Origin of the sequence: Pedobacter duraquae (genome assembly GCF_004362245.1) — a bacterium.
Classification (GTDB): domain Bacteria; phylum Bacteroidota; class Bacteroidia; order Sphingobacteriales; family Sphingobacteriaceae; genus Pedobacter; species Pedobacter duraquae.
Map to the genome: position 1 here is coordinate 1,249,330 of NZ_SNWM01000001.1, position 17,087 is coordinate 1,266,416.

At 44.1% G+C, this 17,087-nt stretch carries 16 protein-coding genes; 8 read left to right on the forward strand and 8 right to left on the reverse strand.

The annotated features are described in order from the left end of the window. Position 1 precedes the first annotated feature (1 nt). Positions 2-1,186, reverse strand: a complete 1,185-nt coding sequence (locus CLV32_RS05370; protein WP_133553142.1) for a PAS domain-containing sensor histidine kinase — start codon at positions 1,184-1,186, stop codon at positions 2-4. A gap of 135 nt (positions 1,187-1,321) precedes the next feature. On the opposite strand from CLV32_RS05370, the gene CLV32_RS05375 reads away from it, so the two are divergent. After that, positions 1,322-3,130, forward strand: a complete 1,809-nt coding sequence (locus tag CLV32_RS05375; RefSeq protein ID WP_133553144.1) for a hypothetical protein — start codon at positions 1,322-1,324, stop codon at positions 3,128-3,130. On the opposite strand, the gene CLV32_RS05380 is transcribed toward CLV32_RS05375, so the two are convergent. The 4 genes from CLV32_RS05380 to CLV32_RS05395 all read right to left on the reverse strand — a co-directional run bounded on the left by CLV32_RS05380 (position 3,099) and on the right by CLV32_RS05395 (position 8,763). Then, positions 3,099-3,776: a pseudouridine synthase gene (locus CLV32_RS05380; protein WP_133553145.1), complete on the reverse strand. Its 678-nt coding sequence runs from the start codon at positions 3,774-3,776 to the stop codon at positions 3,099-3,101. The genes CLV32_RS05375 and CLV32_RS05380 overlap by 32 nt on opposite strands. A gap of 20 nt (positions 3,777-3,796) precedes the next feature. Continuing rightward, on the reverse strand, positions 3,797-5,497 hold the full coding sequence (locus CLV32_RS05385) for a sodium:solute symporter (protein WP_133553147.1): 1,701 nt from the start codon (positions 5,495-5,497) through the stop codon (positions 3,797-3,799). A gap of 127 nt (positions 5,498-5,624) precedes the next feature. Continuing rightward, positions 5,625-8,069, reverse strand: a complete 2,445-nt coding sequence (locus CLV32_RS05390) for a PIG-L family deacetylase (RefSeq protein ID WP_133553149.1) — start codon at positions 8,067-8,069, stop codon at positions 5,625-5,627. Positions 8,070-8,163: 94 nt separating this feature from the next. Further along, positions 8,164-8,763: an NDR1/HIN1-like protein gene (locus tag CLV32_RS05395; RefSeq protein WP_133553151.1), complete on the reverse strand. Its 600-nt coding sequence runs from the start codon at positions 8,761-8,763 to the stop codon at positions 8,164-8,166. A 114-nt stretch (positions 8,764-8,877) separates the two neighbouring features. On the opposite strand from CLV32_RS05395, the gene CLV32_RS05400 reads away from it, so the two are divergent. Beyond that, positions 8,878-9,096, forward strand: coding sequence for a hypothetical protein (locus tag CLV32_RS05400; protein ID WP_133553153.1), 219 nt, complete (start codon positions 8,878-8,880; stop codon positions 9,094-9,096). Here CLV32_RS05400 and CLV32_RS05405 read toward each other — a convergent pair. Continuing rightward, complete coding sequence (locus tag CLV32_RS05405; RefSeq protein ID WP_133553155.1) at positions 9,093-9,530, reverse strand: DoxX family protein; 438 nt, start codon at positions 9,528-9,530, stop codon at positions 9,093-9,095. The genes CLV32_RS05400 and CLV32_RS05405 overlap by 4 nt on opposite strands. Before the next feature lie 79 nt (positions 9,531-9,609). Next, positions 9,610-10,212: a TetR/AcrR family transcriptional regulator gene (locus CLV32_RS05410; RefSeq protein ID WP_133553156.1), complete on the reverse strand. Its 603-nt coding sequence runs from the start codon at positions 10,210-10,212 to the stop codon at positions 9,610-9,612. 159 nt (positions 10,213-10,371) lie between these two features. Between CLV32_RS05410 and CLV32_RS05415 the strand changes: the two genes are divergently transcribed. Together CLV32_RS05415 and CLV32_RS05420 are read left to right on the forward strand one after the other, a co-directional pair. Continuing rightward, the gene (locus tag CLV32_RS05415; protein ID WP_133553158.1) at positions 10,372-11,340 is read left to right on the forward strand and encodes a YihY/virulence factor BrkB family protein; all 969 of its coding nucleotides are present in this window, start codon (positions 10,372-10,374) and stop codon (positions 11,338-11,340) included. Positions 11,341-11,343: 3 nt separating this feature from the next. Continuing rightward, positions 11,344-11,916 (forward strand): NADPH-dependent FMN reductase, encoded by a 573-nt coding sequence (locus CLV32_RS05420; RefSeq protein WP_133553160.1) that lies wholly within the window; start codon positions 11,344-11,346, stop codon positions 11,914-11,916. 31 nt (positions 11,917-11,947) lie between these two features. On the opposite strand, the gene CLV32_RS05425 is transcribed toward CLV32_RS05420, so the two are convergent. Continuing rightward, positions 11,948-12,394: a KTSC domain-containing protein gene (locus CLV32_RS05425; RefSeq protein WP_133553162.1), complete on the reverse strand. Its 447-nt coding sequence runs from the start codon at positions 12,392-12,394 to the stop codon at positions 11,948-11,950. Between the two features lie 187 nt (positions 12,395-12,581). Here CLV32_RS05425 and CLV32_RS05430 point away from each other — a divergent pair, with 187 nt between their 5' ends. The 4 genes from CLV32_RS05430 to CLV32_RS05445 all read left to right on the forward strand — a co-directional run bounded on the left by CLV32_RS05430 (position 12,582) and on the right by CLV32_RS05445 (position 17,080). Beyond that, positions 12,582-13,256 (forward strand): response regulator transcription factor, encoded by a 675-nt coding sequence (locus CLV32_RS05430; RefSeq protein WP_133553164.1) that lies wholly within the window; start codon positions 12,582-12,584, stop codon positions 13,254-13,256. Positions 13,257-13,258: 2 nt separating this feature from the next. Beyond that, entirely contained in the window at positions 13,259-14,614 is a 1,356-nt protein-coding gene (locus CLV32_RS05435; protein ID WP_133553167.1) for a sensor histidine kinase, read from the forward strand. A gap of 86 nt (positions 14,615-14,700) precedes the next feature. Then, positions 14,701-15,975 (forward strand): TolC family protein, encoded by a 1,275-nt coding sequence (locus CLV32_RS05440; RefSeq protein ID WP_166641888.1) that lies wholly within the window; start codon positions 14,701-14,703, stop codon positions 15,973-15,975. Positions 15,976-15,982: 7 nt separating this feature from the next. After that, entirely contained in the window at positions 15,983-17,080 is a 1,098-nt protein-coding gene (locus CLV32_RS05445; RefSeq protein WP_133553171.1) for an efflux RND transporter periplasmic adaptor subunit, read from the forward strand. Positions 17,081-17,087: the final 7 nt, after the last annotated feature.

The following is a 17,087-nucleotide window of genomic DNA, read 5'->3' on the forward strand; positions in this document are numbered from 1 at the left end:
GTTATTTGTTAAAAGATAGCGTAAAAGTTGTCCCTGAGTTAATCTTGCTCTCGAAATCGAGTTCACCATTCATCAATGTTGCATAGCGCAGCACGATGTTCAGGCCCAGGCCGGTTCCCGGGATGTTTCCGGTATTGTGTGCCCTGAAAAATGGCTGGAAGAGCTGCACCTGATCGGCATCAGGAATGCCGATACCATTGTCGCGGATCGTAACCAGGCATCTGTCGGCAGTAATCTCCGTATTAAATTCAATAAAAGTATGCTCTCCAGAATATTTGATGGCATTTCCAATCAGGTTGATCATGCAATTGCGCAGCAGATTCTGATCCAGGTTTACCATGCTTTCCAGTCCCGTATGCTGGTAAATAATGTTTTGATCTTGTTTGGCGATCATCTGCATCTCTTCTGTAACTTCCTCAGAGAGCTTAACAAGGTCGAAAGCTGCAAAGGTGGGCTCTACCCTACCTGCTTCCAGTCGCTCCAGCGATAAAAAGTCGTTCAGGATATTTGTTAAGTTGCCTACTGCATTTTTGATCTTGCCTACATGTTTTTCTATATGTTTATTATCAAAGGGCAATGCGTATTTTTCTATCAGTGATGCTGATAGCTGCACTGAGCTTAGTGGTGTTCTGAACTCATGTGATGCCATGGAAACAAACCTGCTTTTGAGCTGATTCAGCTCTTTTTCCTTTTCAAGGGAGATGCTGACTTCCTCTTTGGCTTCTTTGAGGGCAACAACAGTTTTACGGAGCGACTTTGTCCGTTCATCTACCAGACCTTCCAGTTCTGCTGCGTATTCCATCAGTCGTTCTTCCGCTTCTTTTTCTTTGGAGAGATCGTGGATAAATCCGGTGTAAATTTTGCGTTCTTCATACTGAACCTCACTCACTGCCAGGCGGAAAGGGAATGTAGAGCCGTCTTTACGCAGGCCACGTACCTCACGTCCTGTGCCGATGATATGTTTTTCGCCGGTATGCTGATAATGCTGGATGTAGCCATCGTGTGCCCCTTTGTCTGGCTCAGGCATTAGAACCTTGATGTTCTGCCCAACAACTTCTTCAATGTCGTAACCAAAAAGCTTCAGTGCCGCCGGGTTTAGTGATTCGATTATCCCACGCTGATCGATGGTAATGATCCCATCAATGGCGGTTTCGATAATCGCATTCAATAGCCTGGCATTTTCCATATTTACTTTTTTTCAAATATAAAGTTTTTTTGGAAGCCAAAATTCTAATGGCCGTCATGCTGGCAATGTGACTTTGGTCATGTTTTAGCTTAAATAATGTATGCTCCTTTGTCGGCAGGTTAATTCAACATACTTATGAGCCACACTTTCCACATTCCCGTTTTAGGTTTAGGTTATTCCATAGACACCCCGCTAAAAGTTGGCCGTTTCGGAATTTCTTCGGTGGTTTCCATCGTTGATGACGAGCTGACTGAGCGGATGAGAAAATATCATGCAGAGCTACAGGGACTGGATTACGTTCCGATCAGCATTGCCGAACCCGATGCACGGGCCAGAAGAATTACGGCCTACCTGAATCTGCTGCACGACATCCTGGAACGTCAGATGGACATACTCAAATCGCAGGATTTTGTGCCCGGAACAGAGCTGACCACCTATTTCGAGCTACTTCCCGAAGACTCAGAGCTGAAGAAATGGTATCAGCATATGTTGACCCAAAGCCATCCCTTGCAGAAGAAAAAATTACAGGCAGAGCTTAAGCATTCCATGCAGGCGGGAGCTATTGACGTGAACATCATGTCGAAAGTAGACAAGGCAAATTACAGCGATGACCATACCTATTTGGGTGACGACTTTACCGATGCCATCGCCGCAATGCGTGGTTTTGTAAAGAGTAAGCTGAATGCTTCAGTAGTGATATCAGCCGGGCTAAACCCCAGGCTATATGCCTATATGGAACAGTGTAAGGAGCTTTATGCTGCGGGGGGGATGTATACCAAAAAAGTGATCCTGAAGGTTAGTGATTTCAGATCTGCATATATTCAGGCCAAGATGTTGGCGAAAAGAGGAATCTGGATCTCTGAATTCAGGATAGAGTCTGGTTTAAACTGCGGGGGGCATGCTTTTGCTACCGACGGGCTGCTTACTGGTCCAATTTTGGCAGAATTTAAAGAAAAAAGAACTGCGTTGCTGGATGAACTCTGGAACATCTGCACAGTGGCACTTCACGAGAAAGGAATGGACCGCATGCCAAAACCCGGACAGCGGATCAGTTTCCAGGGTGGTATTGGTACCGCTGAGGAGCATCAGTTCTTGATGAAGCATTATGAGCTTGACGCTACAGGCTGGGGAAGCCCTTTTTTATTGGTTCCTGAAGCTACTAATGTAGATGAGGAAACGTTGGCGGCGTTAATTTCTGCTGATGAGCACGACTTCTTTATCAGCAACTCATCACCTCTTGGCGTGTTGTTCAACAACTTCAGAAAAAGCACTGCTGAAAGTCAGCGCATCGCGCGGATTGAAAAAGGACGACCGGGTAGTCCATGCAAAAAAAAATACCTATGCACCAATACCGAGTTCAGTTTACAGCCGATTTGTACTGCTTCCAGGGCTTACCAACACCTCAAGATTGAACAACTTAAGGAACTCGAGCTCGCCGATACCGAATATGCAGCACGCTATGAAAGTATCACTGAAAAAGTTTGCCTTTGTGAAGGCCTATGTGCTTCGGCATATCTTAAAAACGATATCCTTAAGCCTAGAGAAAATAAAGCGGTAAGTATTTGCCCGGGACCTAATCTGGCTTACTTTTCAGGGCGCTATTCGCTAAGTCAGATGATCGGCCACATCTACGGGCGGGAAGATCTGTTAGAAAATGTTGAGCGGCCCAACCTGTTTGTTAATGAGTTAAATCTATACCTGGATTACCTTAAAAAAGATATTTCAGCACATATTGCAATATTGAATGCAAAAAAAGAGAAACATTTCCAGAAGTTCTCAGAAAGTCTGCAACAAGGGATTGCTTATTATCGGAATCTGATACCAGATCTTCAGTTAAAAACACCAACTGCGATAGCAGCGCTTCAGCAGCAGCTTAGCGATGCAGAGCAAAAAATCCGCATGCTTATCCAGACTACCATCCCATCATTGTCATTACCCGCTTAAATTCATCCTGCAGACCCGCACGGAGTTCAATCTGTGCACGGGTTACGGGGTGGATAAAATTAAGTTCCGAAGCATGGAGCAGCATGGTTGTCATATCCCATTGCTCTTTAAAAAGTTTATTCTGCTTATTACAGCCATGCTTGCGATCGCCGATGATCGGATAAAAGATATGCGCAAAATGTTTACGTAACTGATGCATCCGCCCTGTTGTTGGCGTGGCCTCTACTAACGAGTACCTTGAAGTAGCGTGTTTACCAAAAGGCATATCAATCTCTGCGCGTTTGAGCGTAATGAAACTCGTAAAGGCTTCCTGCACTACCCCCTCATCTGTTGTCAGTGCATAATCGATATCCAGTGCATCCGGCGCATAGCCCCTCAACACGGCCTGATATTTCTTTTGCACCTCGCCTTCCATAAATTGTTTATGCATGGAAATTTCCACATCTTTTTCAAATGCAAACAACAAAAGTCCTCCGGTTTTACGATCCAGGCGATGCACAGGGCTGACGCGCCGGCCGATCTGATCACGCAGCATCTGTAAGGCAAATACTTTGGCATCACTCGCCATAGCAGATCGGTGTACAAGCAGTCCGTGGGGTTTATTAATAGCAATCAGGTGTTCATCCTGATAAACAATTTCCAGCATAATTACAGCGAAGATAGGGATCAGTTCTGGCTTTTAACTGCGGTTCTGTTGAATTGCTGTATGGCGATGGCCAGAATTACAACAAGCAAACAACCGATTACGTTAAGCCACAGATAGGCAACTACCTTTTGCCATCCACAGATACAGACCACAATTTCAGTGAGTACAGCCGCTGTAAATACGGATCTCCCATTTACTTTTTTAAGGTAAAATGCGACCAGAAAGACGCCCAGAATAGTGCCGTATATGTAAGAACCGAGGATATTTACAGCTTCGATCAGGTTACCAATCCGACTGGCATAAAGTGCCATTACAATACAAATAAGCCCCCAGAAGATTGTTGCTAGTCGGGAAATTTTCAAGTAATGCTCATCGCTACCACGCTTGCTAATCAGTCTTTTATAAATATCGATTACACTTGTCGAAGCAAGAGAATTTAACGCGCTTGCCGTGGATCCCATGGAGGCCAGAAAAATGATCGCAATCAGCAAACCTATGAGTCCTTTAGGGAGGTATTTGGTCACAAAGCTCAAAAAAACATAGTTGTTATCATTGATATCAGCACCGGGATCATTCGCCAGCATCAGGTCTGTCGTACGTTTTTTTAGCACTTTGGACTGTGCATCGGCCGACTTAAGTATCTCACGTTGCCGGTCTATAGCAATTTCATCATGTGCATCTACTGCCACATCCAGCTTTTCCAGCTCCACCTGCTTGGCACGAAATGACTGCTCATATGCAGTATTGATGGAATCCAGCTGAGGTTTATATTTGCTGTTTTCCAGCTTGCTCAGTTCTACACTGTTAAAGAAAACGGGCGGTTTATTGTATTGATAAAATGTAAATACAAGCACCCCAATCAGGAGGATTAGAAACTGCATTGGGATTTTAACTAAGCCATTCATCAACAGCCCCAGCCTGCTCTCGGCAACAGATGCTCCTGTTAAGTAACGGCCAACCTGACTCTGGTCTGTCCCGAAATAAGAGAGCTGCAAAAAGAAGCCACCGATCAGACCACTCCACACGGTATACTGATTATTCCAGTCGAACTTAAAATCTATGGCATTTGTCCTACCCATTTTGCCGGCAATATTAATCGCCTTAGAAAAACCAATTTCTCCGGGTAGCAGGTGGACAACCATAATTCCTGCAGCGAACAGCCCGCAAAAGATGATGCTCATCTGGAGCATTTGGGTATAGGACACCGCCTTTGTACCGCCATAAACTGTATAGCAAATTACCAGTCCACCTATAAAAAGTGTGGTATAGGTGGTGTTGATATTTAAGATCGCAGAAAGAATAATTGCCGGTGCATAGATGGTAATGCCGGTAGACAGGCCCCGCTGGATCAAGAATAGAATTGCGGTGAGCACCCGTGTATTCAGGTCAAAACGCTGTTCCAGGTATTCGTAAGCGGTATATACCTTGAGCCTGTGAAATATAGGGACAAAGGTGATACAGAGCACAATCATTGCCAGTGGCAGTCCGAAATAGAATTGGACAAAGCCCATACCGGTAGCGTATGCCAGCCCAGGAGCCGACAAAAAAGTGATGGCACTAGCTTGGGTTGCCATAACAGATAAGCATACACTATACCAGGGCAGACTTTGGTTACCCAATAGAAAGCCCTCGATGTTCTGCGCACCCCGACTTTTATAAACCCCATAGCTTACAATCGCCAGCAATGTGATGATTAATACTGCCCAGTCAGTTGTGCTCATGCAAAATATTGGGTAAAGAGATAAAACAATACAATGAGCAGGACGAGCCAAAAGATCAGCAGTCTGTAAAACTGTCTCCAGGTTTTAACAAATGGAGGGAGCTCCTGATGCTTTTCTGGCATATCCATTATTTAGCCGCCCCTGCAGACAGTAGGTTTACGAATAAACGATAAGCACCTGGTACCCCTGCAGGGAGCTCCCGATAAAATACCAGTCCGGTGTAAATATATTTACCTTTTCCATAATCCGCCACAATCAACGAACCGTTATTGGCCTGTTCGCCGGTATCATGCATACTCAGGATTGGTGTATACTTAGCATCCATCGCAGTCGTGAAATAAATCCCACGTTCCTGCACCCAGCCCTCAAAATCTTTCTGCGTAATGCGATTCGGGAAGTTCAGCAGCGGGCTTTCCGGAGCGAGGAAAGTTACCACTGCATCCTCTTCAGTAACACGGTCTCTACTTAGCTTGAAAGGATAAGGACCCAGTTCTGCAATTTTTAACGGCGCGTTTACGTTGTACTGCACCACATAGGTACCACCATTTTTGACGTATTCCATTAACCTGGTTTGCATTGCAGCAATATGATCGTTTATGTTGTATAGGCGCACTCCAGCAACGATGGCATCAAATCCAGATAAGTCGGCCGTCAACACCTGACTTTCGGTAAGTACCGTTACTTCGTAGCCAATCTGGCGCAGCGCAGGCACTGTTAGGTCCCCTGCACCAGCAATGTAGCCGATACGCTTGCCGGCGATTTTAAGATCCAGGCGCTCTACCTTCGCATCTGCAAAAGGAAAAAGCGTCTGAACGGGAATATGGTCATAGCTCAATGGAAGAAATCCTTGGTGGTAGGTACTTCCTTCTGTTTGTACGGACAATGCGAATGTGCCTGAAGCGTTCTGGCCCCCTGGTTTAACATGGAACGTGAGCGTCTGCTCCTCCCCGGTTTTATTGAACTTAACAGGAATGCTTTGCGGGCTAACCGTCCATCCTGCCGGTGCTTCCGCTGATACTGTACCTGTACTGTTATCTTTAAAACTGCGTACCGTAACGGTCAATTGCCGCTCGGTATTGCCATTGAATACATATGCTTTTTCTGCCAGGGTTGCCGTAATTGGCGGCGCAATGGTAAGCGGTTGATAGAGTTCTCCCCGCACAGGATCTGTGGATTTATAGACGAGCGGTCGCTGCACGCTGATCTGCTGATCACCAATTGTAACCAATAAAGACCCAATAGATGGTGCTGGATTTTCTGGGCGACCGAGTTTACTCAAGGAGTCCACCTCGTAGCTACCGATAGCATGTTTTTTCTCCAGCCAGTATGGCTGTGTTAATCCAATCTTGTCTGTCGACAGTTGTTCCGTAAAAACCGTTTGCTGATTGGACACCAATAATTTTGGCGCAGCATCTTTCGCTGTTTGTATACTGATCTTTAAAGGGAAACCTGCTGGAGTCCTGGAAATCGCCTGAACCTGTACAGGTATCATATCATGCAAAGCATAGGCCTGACGGGGAACCGTTGTTTCAATAAACAGACCCGCACAGGCGAGGATCAATTCGTCTAGCTGCTGATGTTTAAACGGCAAGCCTTTTACTGCCGTACGCAACTGAAGCAAGGCAGCTATGCTTTGCGAAGGATTTGCCACCTGATAATTCTGGTTGATTGCTTTTAAGATCTGCTGCGCTTTAGCGAGCTGCGGGTATCTGTTGAGCGAGAAGTCTATACCTTCAAAAAGATCTCTCTTTGCAGGCACCCCAGCAATGGGGCTAAAATATTCGAGTGCTGATCCACGCTGCTTTGCTGAGCCGAAGCCCTGACTTTTATGGTTCGACCGACTTTCTGCGGCAATTTCGCCATAGCTTTTTCCCAACAGCGCATTGTATCCACCAACATCAAGCGTAAGCTGATCGGGTGATGTGGTATTGGCGCCGCCGAAGTTGAAGGTATTCCATACCACCCGTTTAGCCTGCCAAACCGTAGTATATTTTAGTTGCTCAGGAAATTGCTTTGGATCGGCAGCGGCGGTAAATGCCTCACGAGCCAGGATTGCCGAGGCCGAGTGGTGACCATGTCCTGCCCGGGAATCTTCCGGGAAGCGGGCGATAATTACGTCAGGCTTAAAATTACGGATTACCCATACGGCATCCCCCAATATCTTTTGTTTTCCCCATACCTTAAAACTTTCCTCGGGGTTTTTAGAAAACCCAAAATCATTGGCACGGGTAAAGAACTGTTCAGCACCATCCATACGCCTTGCTGCAAGCAACTCCTGCGTGCGAATCACACCCAGCAAGTCTGCCTGCTCAGTGCCGATCAGGTTTTGTCCGCCGTCACCACGTGTAAGAGAAAGATAGCCGGTTCTGACTTTCATTTCTTTAGCCAGATAGGCCAGTAACCTTGTATTTTCATCATCAGGATGTGCTGCCATGTAGAGCACACTCCCTGTTACCTGTAGAGATTCGAGCCCCTGCTTGATTTCTGCAGCGTTGAGTTGTGGAATAACCTGTGCCTGCAAATAGCCTGAAACCAGGATCAGCAAACAGGAAAGATAAGCCTTAAAATTCATGTTCGATTGTTAGTTTTCGAAGCTACTCAAAAAACAGGAATCCCGGTGCGTTCGCACCGGGATTTTAGTAACAATCCTATTTTGATCATTCTTTTTACAAAAGAATCTTGCTGCTGATTTCTTTGTCTATCGTAATGAATCCCGGGTACTTAACCAGTGAGTTTCCGATTTTTATACTCGGTTTGATTTTAAGGGTAAGCAATCCCTTTTGCTCATTTGTGCCAGAACCTCCTTGCAAAAATCTGGTGATATCACTCATGATCTTTCCGTTAGATACAAACTGATAGACATTGATGTTTACGTCGACAGGAACGGTGGTACTTTGTCCGGCACGCACATCTACGAGCTGGTTAACAAATCCGGTAGCAATCTCCTGATTATTGACCAGGATTTTATATTCGAATTCATTGATCGCAGCATCCGAAGATGTGGGATTGCTGATTTGCATATTTAATTTTCCGCGCAGCGGGATATCTTTACGCAATAGGCCCAATGCCAGTCCGGGTAAGCTTGCCAGGTTAATATCCTGCGTCTGGATCAATCGCTGTACATCTGCACCGGCAACAGTAATTTGAGTAGCCGATAAGATTTTATAGGTACATTTTTCCAATGCCTTAATCTGTTGCGTCTGCTTGTTGATTCCGCAGCCCGCCAAAGTGAACAGGGCAATGCAGATAACGAGTATTTTTTTCATAAGTGTATATTAAAATTATTTGTTTGGTGTTGGTTTGTTTGTCTACATTCGAACAATGTATTTCCTCTCTATAACGGAAAAAAAGGAAAATATTGCTAACACGCATCTATAGATATGAAAAGCTTCACAATTACAACAGCTGCAGGGACAGTTTATAAGGTAAGTCCGATGAAAGACCAGCCAAATGCCTACGAAATTAGTCTGGCGGAAGATTCCACTTTATTTTTCCTGGGCAGTACAGGAACCTGGAGTACTGGTGACTTCGCTCCTCCTTTTGCCGATTTCAACATTGCAGAAATCGGTAAGCTGATTGAATTTGAGTTAAAGTCTTAACGCAGTCTCGATCTTCTATTGAGCTTTTTGCTGATGAGGTGATCCACACTGAACTTGCCAGCACCCGAAAGCAGGATAAAAAAGTAAGCTAACAGATAATGCGCGGGAAGTTCCTGCGCTTTGAATCCATCTGGTACGTGGACAATAAATATGGCGATACACATAGTAACCATCAATGGAATCACAGCAAGGCGGGTGGCAAACCCTATTATAAGTGCTATAGAACAGAATACCTCAGCAAACACCGCAAGAATTAAGGAAGGCAGCTCGCCTATACCTATAGGATCCGCAAACTTGATTTCCCCTCCCGCTACCAGCTGCTGAAATTTCCCGATGCCATGCGTCAACATAAATGCACCCAGGGCTACCCGTAGTACAAGCAAGGCAAAATTTAACGTGCCGTGATTGAAGTTGGTATTGAATATACGTTTCATATTTCCTTATATGTAATTCTGATAAGTGTAAATATAACAACATTTCAATAAAAAAAATGTTTGCCCAACAATTGTTGGGCTAGCCCATGAGCGACTTGATAAAGCCCGACATCGCATCATGCAAGATCATTTTCTTGATATCGTCTGGCTTGCCATCTTTTTCTATCATCTGTATGGATACCAGTCCATGCAGAATAGACCAGTAGGTATGGAATTTAAGGAAGTAATCTGCCTCGGGGTTATTACCCGCGGCAAGGGCCGCCTTGATTGTTGACGTTAATATCCGTGTCATCTCCTGCATTTCGGGAATCTGATTTACCGTTTCGCAGGCCGGGATACCCAAACCAAACATAAGTTGATAGTATTCTTTATTGGCATAAGCAAAATCCCAATACGCATCAGCAATTCTTTCCAATTGTTCTGCCGGCGTGTTGGCACCATCCTTAGCGGTCATCAAGTGCGCTGCGAGTTTAAGAAACCCTTCTCTGGTAAATTCGAGCAGAATAGCATCCTTATTTTCAAAGTGGTTGTAGATAACAGGAATACTATATTCAATGGCGTCAGCGATTTTCCTGATGGAAAGTGACTGCCATCCGTCTGTTAAAACGAGTTGCCATGCAGCATCGAGAATTGCAGTACGCAGTTCTTCTTTTTGTCTGATTTTTCTTTCTAAAACACCCATATCTCTGAGGTAAGTTAACAGTGTTATCAAAAATACGTGTATTAATCTGGATAATTCAAACTGGTGTTTGAAACTGACGAAAGATTAACAAAAATGGAAAATCGGAAACTTATTCGCCACTATTTTGCTTATAACTTATAGTTAATAGCAATCAATAGCATGAAGAAGAAAATAACATTTAAGGGAATATGGAAAGTACTGATGGATTCATTCACTGGTTTTTCTGATGATAAGGTTACCAAGCTGAGCGGCTCCCTGGCCTATTATACCGTGTTCTCAATGGGGCCGTTGCTGATTCTGATTATCTCGCTGTGCAGTATATTTTTAAAGCGCGAGGCCATTGAGGGTGAGATCTACAGTCAGCTGGAAGGTTTTTTAGGTAAGGACACTGCCATACAACTACAGGATATTATCCGCAAAGCGGCAATCAGTGGTAAAAGCACCATGGCGTTGGTAATTGGCGGCGGAACTTTATTGATTGGATCCACTACCGTTTTTGCTGAGATTCAGGATTCTATCAATCAGATCTGGGGTTTAAAACCTAAACCAAAAAGAGGCTGGTTGAAGTTGATCCAGAATAGGTTTCTCTCATTTTCTGTGATTATCAGCCTGGGTTTTATCTTGCTGGTATCGCTCGGGGTAACTTCTCTGATCGATGGGTTTAGTGACAGGCTGATGAAAAATTATAGTGATGTGTCTGTGATTGTATTTTACATCATTAACCAGATCATTACCCTCGGCGTGATTACCTTTATCTTCGGTGTTATCTTTAAGGTGCTTCCGGATGCAGAAATCAAATGGCGCGATGTAACACTGGGTGCCCTGGTAACAGCAATATTGTTTATGCTGGGTAAATTCGGTATCTCGTTTTATATCAGTAAGAGTAACGTAGGCAGCACCTATGGTGCAGCGGGCTCATTGGTTGTGATCCTGCTCTGGACCTATTACTCGTCCCTGATTTTATATTTTGGTGCTGAGTTTACAAAGGCCTACGCCATCAACTACGGATCACCTATCCATCCAAGCGCTTATGCAGTTACGATGCGTCAGGTAGAGGTAGAAACAGGTGGAGATAGCATCCAGAAGAACGACGAGAAACCCAAGGAGATTGTAGAAAAGACGAAATAGGATATGTATAAACTTAAGATCATCTCATCTACTGTACGCCCCGGGCGTAAAGGCCCGGCTGTGGTACGATGGATTACGGATTTTGCAACGCAGCATAGAGCTTTCGAAGTGGAGTTGCTTGACCTCGCAGAGTGGAACCTGCCTTTTATGGATGAGCCAAACCATCCTGCTATGCATCAATACGGTCAGCAGCACACAAAAAACTGGAGTGTTGTGGTTACTGAGGCCGATGCATTTATATTTGTAACAGCTGAATATAACTTTGGCTATCCTTCGGTATTGCGCAATGCACTGGAGTATTTAAGTCAGGAGTGGAAATACAAAGCTGCAGGAATTGTAAGTTATGGCGGCGTATCGGCCGGAACAAGGGCTGCTAACAGTTTGAAGGGAGATCTGGCAACGCTCAGTGTAGTGCCGCTTGCCGAGGCGGTTAATATCCCGTTCTTTACGCAGTTCATCAACGAAGAAGGACAATTTGAGGCCAATGCGCAGTCGCAAAAAGCTGCAGGCCAGATGTTGACCGAATTACTGCGCTGGACTAAAGCATTAAAAGCTATGCGGGACGAGCCTGCATAGCTTTTAAGCAAAAAAAAATTAACTATTGTTATTATGCTGTTTCAAGTTTCACTGTATTCCTGTATGGGAAAGAGTTGAAGATGTGTCTTCTGGCAAATCTACCCGGAGAATCAGCGTTAACTAATTTTACATAAACCGCTCTTGGCACCTCAAAGTATTCGTAGCTGCTACCATCAAGAAACTTAACGGTAAGCACTAGTCCGGCCCAACTATAATCAGCGATACCACAAGTTGCAGTAGTCTGGTTATACTCATCAATTGACAGCGCCAAAGTTTCAGGACAGATGCTCACCAGGAAATGGTAAGCCTCAATGATTTCTTTACTCTTCTGTTCTGCATTAAGCTTGGCTTCATCACTTTCCTGAAATTTATCAGGGTGCCAGTCCTTCATCAGGTTTCTGTAAACAGTTTTTAATTCTTTCAATGGGGCGTCTTTCTGCACACCTAATAACTTCCTGTAATCGACGATCTTTTTCATAAAATTTGCGCAAAGGTACATAGAAAAAAATTGCAATCATATTAATTTTCAATTATATAACCATTTAATAACATGGATTCCCATGATACGCGACATGAATGTGCTTATCCTGATACACTGTGCAGGATAAGGCATCGCAACCTAATTTAATTTATTTTACATTTGTGTATACCATTAATACAACAGCATGATAAAAATTGGATTGGCAGAGGATGATGTTAAAATAGCAACACTGGTAAAAACGGGGCTGGAAGAACAAGGCTATCAGGTTACTTCCGTTTATGACGGTGACCACGCCTATGAAAAATTCAGTTCAGAAACTTTCGACCTGCTTATTCTGGACGTGATGATGCCGGGTATGAATGGTATTGAGCTTGTGAAAGAGATCCGTAAACACCAGCGCACCATACCGGTCCTGATGCTAACTGCCATGGGCACGATAGACGATAAAGTGACTGGCCTCAATGCTGGCGCCGACGATTATCTGGTGAAGCCCTTCCATTTCAAAGAACTTATGGCACGTATCGAAGCGCTTTTGCGCAGGAACCATCCACAGGAATCTACCCATACCATTTTGACATTTGAAGATGTGACACTCGATTGCGATAGTAAGGTGGTTACCCGTGGAGACAAAACAATCGAACTTACTGCCAAGGAATTTACCCTGCTGGAGCTGTTTTTAAAGAACCCAAACAGACTATTATCCAGACAATACATCGCCGAAACCGCCTGGGATATCACCTTTGATACCGGCACTAACGTGATTGATGTATATGTCAATTTCCTGAGAAATAAGATTGAAAAGGGATTTGACCGTCGCCTTATTCACACGAAAATAGGCATGGGCTATATTTTGAAATAATCGTGAAGATCAAAGACAGGCTTGCACTCTATTTCACACTAATCAGCACAGTGATGCTGCTTGGGGTGCTTGTAGTGGTCTATTTTACCTTTTTAAAATTTACTGAGCAGGAGTTCTTTGCCCGACTTACAGACCGCACCATGGTTACCGCCAAGCTGTATCTGGAGGCCGACGAGATCTCCAGTGATTCACTCAATAAGGTAAGGACACAGTATTTTGAGAAATTAAATAGTGAAGTACTGAGAATTTACGATGCCAAAAATACAGCAACATTTATTGGCGATGACCAGCAATACTGGACGGAACGTACGATAGATGAAGTTAGAGAAAAAAAGAAGATCCAGTTCAGGGACGGAGACCGGCAGGTAGTTGGTATTTACTATAAAGACAATCAGGGTGATTTCGTCATCCTCGCTTCAGCTATTGATAAAGGTACAATCACGAGGGTTCAGAAGCTATTGAAAATCATGATTGGTGTTTTTATAGTGATCTTAATCTGTTTATTGTTAACGGCGCGCTGGATTGCCAAAAGGATTTTACTGCCCTTGGACGAATTTATCGCCGAGGTAAAACTGATCAAATCCAACAACCTGCACTTCCGGGTTAAGGAAGGCGAAAATCAGGATGAGATTGCACTATTGGCATCAAACTTCAACAACCTGATTGCACATCTGGAGCATGCCTTTGTGCTGCAAAAAACTTTCGTGGCAAATGCCTCCCACGAACTCAGGACACCAATCACCAGGATGGTTATCGGTGCCGAGATTGCCTTGTCGCAAGAGCGCCCGGCTGAAGATTATAAAAAATCATTGACCGGTGTACTTGATGATGCCGAAAAGCTTGAGAACATCATCGCCAGTCTGCTCAGCCTTGCTGAGGCAGACCTTGAATACACCACCACCACCCTGGAAAACGTACGTATCGACGAACTACTTTGGCAGATCCAGGAACAATGGAAACAGAAACTGCCTGAAAATCAATTATTCGTAGAGTTTGGTGAGCTTGCAGAAGATGCAGACCGACTGATTATCCCTGCCAATCCTACGCTGCTGCAGATTGCCATCGACAATATAATCTCCAATGGCTTCAAGTTTTCAGATCATCAACCTGTAACCTGCAAGCTTGAATTAAGAGCAGATGGCATCCACCTGGATATCTCCGATCAAGGGCCGGGTATCTCAAAAACCCAACAGCAGCATATCTTTCAGCCATTTTACACTTCATCAGTAAAGGAAGCACATAAAGGCAATGGCATGGGCCTGTATATGGCTTATAAAATCATCGGATTGTATCATGGCAACATCACTATAAAGTCACAAAAAGGCATAGGAACAACGTTTCAAATACGTTTCGAGTAGTTTTAATTGCACTTTAATTTCCCTTTAATTCCTCTTTAATTCGGGCAAAGTAGGTTTGATCAATAATCAAATAATTGGTTCCTACCATGAAATTAAAGCATCTAATATTGAGTCTCGCACTGCTATGCGTTGGCTCAGCAGCTTCCGCCCAACTGGTGGATTCACTAAAATTAAGTTTGCCAGACGCTGAAGTTCGGTTTGTAAAAAACAACTATCAGTTGATTGCACAAAAATACCAGACCGATCAAGCCAAAGCAGACATCATCACTGCACGTTTGTTTGACAACCCGGAGATCAGCTACGAGAATCTCCTGTATAATAAGGATACGAAGAAATTCTTTGGCACCAGCATGGCCACCGGAGAATATAACGCTTCAATTTCCCAGCTTATTCGCTTAGCCGGAAAGAGAAACAAGAATATCCAGCTTGCCGGAACCGGAGCAAAAATGGCTGAATATCAATACTTCGATTTGCTGCGTACACTACGCTACACCTTGCGCAGTACATTTTACAAAGCATATTATGCGCAACAATCTGCAAAAGTATACCAGCAACAAATCACTTCACTGCAAACACTCCTGAGCGCTTCAGAACAGCAACTTAAACTGGGTAATGTGGCGATGAAAGACATTATTCGCATTAAATCGCTGCTCTATAATCTTCAGGGTGAACAGAGCAGTTTACTGAACGACCTGGAAGATACACAAACCCAGCTCAAATTGTTAACCAATATCCCTGCTGCTGCTAAACTTAGCCTGGTCATGGATCCTTCGGAGGATACAGGCTACCAGCTTAATAATAAGCCCTATACCAGTCTGCTGGATTCGGCCCGTACAAACCGTGCCGATCTGCAACTGGCGAGAACAGGTATTACCTATGCAGAAAATAACCTGAAACTTCAGAAAGCAAATGCCGTTCCCGATGTGGAACTATCGTTAACCTACGATCTGAAAGGAAGCTATCCGGACCATTATACGGGATTGGGCATTAAGCTTCCGATCCCATTGTTTAACAGGAATCAGGGAGAGATCAAAAAGGCGAAGATCGCCATTGATGCCGGCAGTTCGGCATTGCAACAGCAGGAGGCGATTATGGAAAATGACGTGTACAATAGCTATACCTCCGCACAAAGAACTGAAACATTGTACAATGGCTTCGATAAGAATTTCAACTCAGACTTTGATAAGCTGATCAATGAAGTAATCAAGAATTTCAAAAACAGAAACATCAGTCTGATCGAGTTTCTGGACTTCTATGATTCTTATAAAGCAAGTACGCTTCAGATGAATAACCTCAAATATGAGCGGATGAACGCCAAAGAAGAAATAAATTATGTTACCGGATCCAACATTTTTAAATAACGCAACCATGAATCATTCAATTAAACATTATAGTTTCATCGCACTTTTGGGCACCGCCCTACTCCTACAGAGCTGCACTGAACATACTAAAGAGACCCCTAAAGAAGAAAAATTCGTCGTAACAGATTCACTGCTCAAAAAACTGGTCATCGACACTGTCCAAGGTGCAAATAACAGATACGACCTGAGTTTCTCGGCTAAGATTACTGCCAATGAAGACAAGATGGCCAAAATATTCCCGATGGTGAGTGGATTGGTTCAGAATGTACCTGTCCACCTTGGCGACCGCGTAAGCAAGGGCCAGGTACTGGCAACAATGAGCAGCGCTGAGATGGCTGGTTTCGATAAGGAAGCCATCAGCTCTTCCGCGGATTTAAAAAATGCGCAACGCAGTGTTAAACTCGCCGAAGACATGTATAAAAGTGGCCTTTCATCAGCCCGGGAACTTGAACAGGCTCAGAATGACCTGACCATCAAACAAGCGGAATACAAAAGAAGCAATGCAATTCTTTCCCTCAACGGTGGAAATAAAAATGGCAGTTATGCTTTGCGCTCCCCTATTGATGGTTACGTTATCGAAAAGAATGTGAACAACAGTATGCAGGTGAGACCCGATAATAATCAGAATCTCTTTACTGTAGCTGACCTTTCAGATGTATGGGCAATGATCAATATTTACGAATCTGATATCTCGAAAGTTAAAGAAGGTGACGAGGTTGATATCTCAATCTTATCTTATCCTGATAAAAAATTTAGAGGGACTATCAGCAAGGTTTACAGTGTGCTCGACAATGACAGCAAAGTGATGAACGCCCGTGTGGTGATCCACAACCCCGGACTGGAGCTGAAACCTGGAATGATGGCAACCGTACAGATCGCCGCCCAATCTGGCAGCACACTGCCCGTTGTAAATGCCGACTGCCTGATTTTTGATAATGATAAGTATTACGTTGTTGTGCTGGATCCCGCAAAAAAGGTTCGGATTCAGGAAGTCGAGATCGGCAGAAAGTTCGAAGACAAAGCGTATATCAGCAAGGGATTAACGGCGGGAGACCGTGTGGTTGGCTCCAAGCAACTCTTCCTATATGAAAGCCTAAAACCATAATTCAATT